The sequence below is a fragment of the Mesorhizobium sp. M0152 genome, assembly GCF_040322415.1.
GTDB lineage: Bacteria > Pseudomonadota > Alphaproteobacteria > Rhizobiales > Rhizobiaceae > Mesorhizobium.
Genome location: NZ_JAMYTH010000092.1, coordinates 1 through 5,595 on the forward strand (window position 1 = coordinate 1; position 5,595 = coordinate 5,595).

Sequence of the window (5,595 nt, forward strand, 5' to 3'; positions counted from 1 at the left end):
GCTGTGCGGGGTCGATCCGGAGCCCATCCGCGCGCATGGCCGCGCCCACTTCCGCAGTCTGGCCCGGCATCCACATACCTTCGTGACGGGCCGCTATTCCGAGCAGGTCGAAAGTGCGGAACAGGTCGCCAGGCGGGTGAACCAGCGGCTAATCTGAGGCGGGTCCTGCCGCAGACAGGACGGTAGGCGGGACCCCGCAGGCAGACGGACCGCCCCGCAGTTTCGGCGTCCGGCCGAGGGTGCGATGACACGTGGCGTTGCGTTAGCGACCCTGCCTCCGGGCTTTGAGCGATCGCCACACGATCGCGTGCCGCGCTGGGAAAGGAAGAAGCTGGAGCTCAGGGGATTGGGGCATGACCGGTCTCGACAGACCGCATAGATTTTGAGAGCGTGTTGCGTCGAGGGGTGAAGCGGCACGTAGCGCGACTTGCCGAACTTCGTGTCGCGAACCGTCAGCACGCCATCAACGAGATCGGTGTCGCCGCGATCGAGACGCAGCGGTTCGTTACAGCGCATGCCGGTCGCCGCGTACAAGCCGAAGAGCGTGGCATAGGTCTGCGGGCGAAGGCCGACTGTCGACGGCAAGCGCTTTGCCGCGTCGATCAGTCGGGTGATCTCTTCGTCGCGATAAATATAGGGCGACGATGGCCGACGATAACGGTGAGGAAGAAGGTCGGGCGGCGGGACGACGGTCCGCGGGTCAATGGCGCTGCAATAGCGCGCGAACCGGCGAACCATCGCCAACCGGTTGGCCCACTGGGCGGGCTGTGCTTCTGCCGGCTGCATGGCCCAGGCCAGGGCAATCTCGGTGGTGATGAAGGTGGCGCCGGAAGATTCGGCAAAGACAACGAAGCGCTGCAGCAACCGTCCGGAAAGACGCAGCTTATGGCCGAGGGCGCGGCGCGCGGCCAGGTACTCTTCGAGCGCCGCGTGCAACGCGCTCATGATGCGACTCCAGGCCAGGGTAGCGCAATGGCACGCAACGCCGCGATGTCAACTTTGGCATAGATCTGTGTCGTGTTCGGCTGGCTGTGGTGGAGAAGTTGACCGATTTCAACGAGCGAGGCGCCGCGGCGCAGCAGATCGGTGGCGAGTGAGTGACGCAACAGGTGCGCACCCTTGAACGCCGGCGTCAGACCGGCGCGCTTGAGCGCACGATGGACGATGCAGCAAATAGTCGACGGGCTGACAAAGCTGCGTCTGGGCGCTTTTATGCGAATGAAGACGCGGCGTGTTGAGCAAGCAGGCCGATCCTGCCGCAGATAGTCGACCAAGGCGGCACCGACATCCGCCGGCAGTGGCAGCCGCGCCAGCCGCTGACCCTTGCCATGCACGACGATCTCGCCCCCGTAAACCGAGGCGCGCGAGCAGCATCAGAACCGCGTAGTCCCTGCGGCCGGCCGGTGTTCTCCTGTCGCAAGACGCAAGGAGCCGTTCGACCTGTTCGGCAGGCAGCGCCTTCGGCAGGTGTGCCAAGCGCCAGCCGGCGATCCCAGGCACCGCGACAGCGAGATCGGTGGCAAGCAACCCGCGTTGCTGGAGGAAGCGCAGAAAGAAACGCAGTGCGGTGACCACCAACTTGGCGCGGCCGGGCGAACCGGCCTGGGCTCGCCGAACGATGAACCGATGAACGTCGCCCACTCGCAGGCGGTCAAAATCCGGATCGTTGCCGCCAAACTGTTCGTCCAGGAATCCACGAACAATCGGCAGATAGTTCGTCAATGTCGATGCCGAGAGACCACGCTCGGTGCGCAGGAATTCCCCAAATGCGTCGATCAGCTTACCCTTGGCGCTCGTATCGACCTCTGGCAGCGGCACCGGCACGCCGCCCGTGTCGCGCAGATATCGTACCAACTGCCGAATGGTCCAGGCATCGCCACGCCTCGGGCGCCGACCAAGTTCCGTCAGAAATCGACCTGCGTCCTCTTCCCCGAGCAAGCTCAGCGGAACATCCTGCCTCTCCACCCAAGCACTGAAACCGGCCAGGAGCTTAATCTTCTGCTGAACAGTCGTTTTGGCGTATCCCTGGCCATCGAGCAACCGTTGTCGTTGGCGATGGTGAGCCAGACGCTCTCTCGATGTACCGGCCCGTGTCGCGGCGCCGTCGATTTGAGCTTGACGTCGGTCGTTTAGGATCCTCTAATGCATGGCTCGTAAGTTCGTAAAATTGATTGTTTGAATGATACGCATCCACACGTTGGATAGAACATGACATGCGTTTCAAGGGACTCGATCTAAATCTCCTCGTTGTGCTGGACGCTTTGATCAGGGAGCGTAAAGTCACTGCCGCGGCTCGCAGTATCAACCTGAGCCAGCCGGCCATGAGCGCCGCCGTTGCTCGGTTACGCGCCTATTTCAACGATGAGCTATTTACGATGAACGGCCGCGAGCTCATTTTGACACCGCGCGCCGACGGGCTCGCTCCAGCAGTCCGGGATGCATTGCTGCACATCCAGCTATCGATTATTTCCCCCGACGCCTTCAACCCGGCCCAATCGGATCGTCTCTTCCGAATCATGCTTTCCGATTACATCACGCTCGTATTTTTTAGGAAGATAGTAGAGCGCGCTGCGCGGGAAGCTCCCGTCGTTCGCTTTGAATGTCTGCCTATTTGCGACGACCCCGAGGAGCTTCTCCGGCGCGGCGCCCTTGATTTTCTGATTATGCCGGAAGTGTTCATGTCGAAACATCCTCGCGCAGCCCTGTTCGAAGATAAGCTCGTAGGCGTAGGCTGCGGCACGAACAAGCAGCTGTCGGAGCCACTTACATTCGAGCGATACTTGTGCATGGGACATGTTGTGCTCAAATTCAGGCACACCCGGCAGCCCACCATGGAGGAATGGTATTTGCTCGAGCACGGTTTCGAGAGACGTGTCGAGGTCGTCGTACAGGGCTTTAGCCTGATCCCGCCAGTCCTGTCAGGCACCAACCGCATCGGGACCATGCCCTTACGGCTGGCGCAGCATTTCGCAAAAACAACACCCCTGCGGATTGTCCAACTTCCGCCGCCACTTCCTCCTCCGGCATTCACGGAGGCCGTCCAGTGGCCTGAGCTTCACAATACTGATCCGGCAAGCATGTGGATGCGGGAAATGATGTTGCAGGAGGCATCTTGCCTGGCGCCTTTGCCTGAAATCATTGAGCGTCTCGGGCACGCCGATCCGACCTTTCGGTTGTTGGTACCGACTGCCACCTCGATTTCGCGTGCGAAGTCCCGGAAGATGTTAAGCCCCACCTAATCGCCGCCTGTAAGACAGGCTGATCAGCATGTTCGACAAGCGCCGGCGCGGCGCGTGTTACCTACGTTCTGGGGCTGATCTCAGGCGAGTTGCTCGTCGAGGATGTGTGGCAGAGTGATGCCAGCTGCCTTGATTGCCCACTTTTGCCGTAGGTGGTGGTGACGAGGCGAGCATTCTTTTCGATGGCGGCTTCTGGAGGCGGACGCGATCGCGTAGGAGCGGTTGCCCTTCGGGCGTCGGGCCTTTGGCCCGGCAGAGCGGCGCAGTTCCTTGCTAAGTGCGAGGGCCGGAACGAGCAGAACACACGCCCGGGCTGCTACTGAATTGACTGGCGCCTCCGATTTTGCTTGCGAAGTCCCAGAAGATGCGTAGCCCCACTTAAATGCCAACGTTGCAGGCCTTGCCGCGGCTTTTCACGCGCGGCCAGGCGAGGAGATGGCGATCGACGAAGTCGATCCAATGGACTGTGCCGAGCCTCGCTCGGCTTCTGGCGTTGACGACAGCGCCCTGCACCGAGAAAGTCGGGCACTTGGCAATGAAGCCGGTCGAGCTTGACGCTGCGGACCCACGCAATTGACCCAGCGCTTCTGCCTGAACGCGTGGCCGATCGGCGGTCTTCCTCTTTCCGGGTGGGGGCCTTGACCATCGCGCACACCGGCGGCTCGCCGCGCTTGTAGGCCAGCAGCGCCCGCACCATGGCTTCGCCGTCGATCCTGTCAGTCTTCGCCCGCCGGCGACGCCGAGAGGTCGCGATCGAGGCGGGATCGACGACGTGGCTTTCGATCCCTTCAGCCTGCAGTACGCGGTGGAGCCAGAACCCGTCGAGACCGGCTTCCTGGATCACAATGATCGGAAAGTGTCGTTCCGTTCGCGACAGCGCCTTCTCACGAAGCCATGAAAGGCGCGCCAGCAGCCCGGCGACATCGCCGCCGCTCACGGCATGCTTCGACAACTTCTCTCCATTGCCCGGCGACAGCGACGTGATCAACCAGCTTGACCGGCTCAGACCGTATGTTCTCGGAGTGAAGGCGGCTCACCCCCGCGATAAGGTGAGATCGGGGGTTGCTTCGGATTGGCCGAAGCCGAGCCCCAGCTTAGAGAGGGTGAACCATGGATCAGCATAACAGGCTTTTTGTCGGTTTGGACGTCTCGAAATTGAAGATTTCTGTGGCCGTCGCAGACGGTGAGCGGGGCGGTGAAGTAAGGTTTTATGGGGATATAGCCTCGGATCCGACCTCAGTGGCGAACATCGTGGAAAAAATGGCGAAGCGAAGAGCTGTCCTCCACTTCTGCTATGAAGCCGGTCCGACAGGTTACGAGCTTTACCGTCAGCTTACCGACATGGGTCACGACTGCGTGGTGGTCGCACCATCCCTGATACCAAAGCGCCCTAGTGATCGAGTGAAGACGAACCGGCGCGACGCGGTCAGCCTGGCAAGGCTACATCGTGCAGGTGAGCTGAGGGCAGTCTGGGTACCAGATCGCGGACACGAAGCCATGCGCGATCTCGTGCGGGCTCGAGAGGCTGCACAGGAGGCTCAAAAGCGGGCGCGTCAGCAGCTTCAGTCGTTCCTACTTCGGCATGGCCGCATCTATTCGGGCCGCTCATCCTGGTCGCTGGCGCATATGCGGTGGATATCGACTCTGAAGTTCGAGCATCCGGCGCACTTCATCGTGCTCAAGGAATATTGCCAGGCGATCGAGGATGCCGAGGTGCGCTTGAAGCGTCTGACCGATTTGATCTCGGAGACTGTCCTGGACGATGGCTCCTGTCGTCGAAGCCTATCAGGCGTTACGAGGCGTATCGTTGATTGCCGCCGTCGTCTTTGTTGCCGAAATTGGCGACATCCGCCGCTTCGAAAACCCCCGCCAGCTGATGGCCTTTCTTGGCCTCGTTCCGTCAGAGAGCTCGACAGGTGAACATGTCAAACGTGGTGGGATCACTAAGGCCGGGAACTCTCGGGCCCGTCGCATGCTGATCGAAGGCGCATGGGCTTACCGCTTCCCTGCGCGGGTAAGTCGAACCAAGCAAGCGCAGTTGGAAGGCCCACCGAGAACCGTTCGCGAAATAGCGTGGAAAGGTCAGCTCCGCCTCTGTTCTCGCTATCGAAAAATGATCCTCGCAGGGAGCACAAGGCCATCGCGATCACCGCGATTTCATGGCCGAGGGCGTCGACGGCGTGTTGCGCGACAAGACCCGGCCGCCCGGCATCGCGCCGCTGAAAGCCGTGCTGGTCGACAACGTCGTCGCGCTGACGCTTGAGCCGGCATCGGCTGATGAAGATGTGCGAACATGGGCCATGTCAGAAGTTGCTCGTGATCCGCTTTATCGTCGCCACCGCTTTCCCGCCGAGAT

At 61.2% G+C, this 5,595-nt stretch carries 3 protein-coding genes and 4 pseudogenes; 3 read left to right on the top strand and 4 right to left on the bottom strand.

The window, feature by feature from the left end; translation table 11 throughout:
- Positions 1 to 93: 93 nt before the first annotated feature.
- The 3 genes and pseudogenes from NKJ26_RS32970 to NKJ26_RS32980 form a co-directional block, all read right to left on the bottom strand.
- Entirely contained in the window at positions 94 to 945 is an 852-nt protein-coding gene (locus NKJ26_RS32970) for a tyrosine-type recombinase/integrase (RefSeq protein WP_352700009.1), read from the bottom strand.
- Entirely contained in the window at positions 942 to 1,334 is a 393-nt protein-coding gene (locus tag NKJ26_RS32975; protein ID WP_352700011.1) for a tyrosine-type recombinase/integrase, read from the bottom strand. The genes NKJ26_RS32970 and NKJ26_RS32975 overlap by 4 nt, the downstream gene beginning before the upstream one ends.
- A gap of 253 nt (positions 1,335 to 1,587) precedes the next feature.
- Positions 1,588 to 1,965, bottom strand: a pseudogene (locus tag NKJ26_RS32980) (site-specific integrase); the annotation flags it as partial.
- Between the two features lie 248 nt (positions 1,966 to 2,213).
- Between NKJ26_RS32980 and NKJ26_RS32985 the strand changes: the two are divergent.
- Entirely contained in the window at positions 2,214 to 3,239 is a 1,026-nt protein-coding gene (locus tag NKJ26_RS32985; protein ID WP_352700013.1) for a LysR family transcriptional regulator, read from the top strand.
- Positions 3,240 to 3,834: 595 nt separating this feature from the next.
- Here NKJ26_RS32985 and NKJ26_RS32990 read toward each other — a convergent pair.
- Positions 3,835 to 4,245, bottom strand: a pseudogene (locus NKJ26_RS32990) (transposase); the annotation flags it as partial.
- Between the two features lie 104 nt (positions 4,246 to 4,349).
- Here NKJ26_RS32990 and NKJ26_RS32995 point away from each other — a divergent pair.
- Positions 4,350 to 5,462 (top strand): annotated as a pseudogene (locus tag NKJ26_RS32995) (IS110 family RNA-guided transposase).
- Positions 5,399 to 5,595: pseudogene (locus tag NKJ26_RS33740) on the top strand (hypothetical protein); the annotation flags it as partial. The pseudogenes NKJ26_RS32995 and NKJ26_RS33740, both read left to right, overlap by 64 nt.

What these genes read in the sequence shown, in the direction of transcription:
- NKJ26_RS32970 (WP_352700009.1), bottom strand. Translation starts at nt 945, where the DNA reads ATGAGCGCGTTGCACGCGGCGCTCGAAGAGTACCTGGCCGCGCGCCGC.
- NKJ26_RS32985 (WP_352700013.1), top strand. Translation starts at nt 2,214, where the DNA reads ATGCGTTTCAAGGGACTCGATCTAAATCTCCTCGTTGTGCTGGACGCT.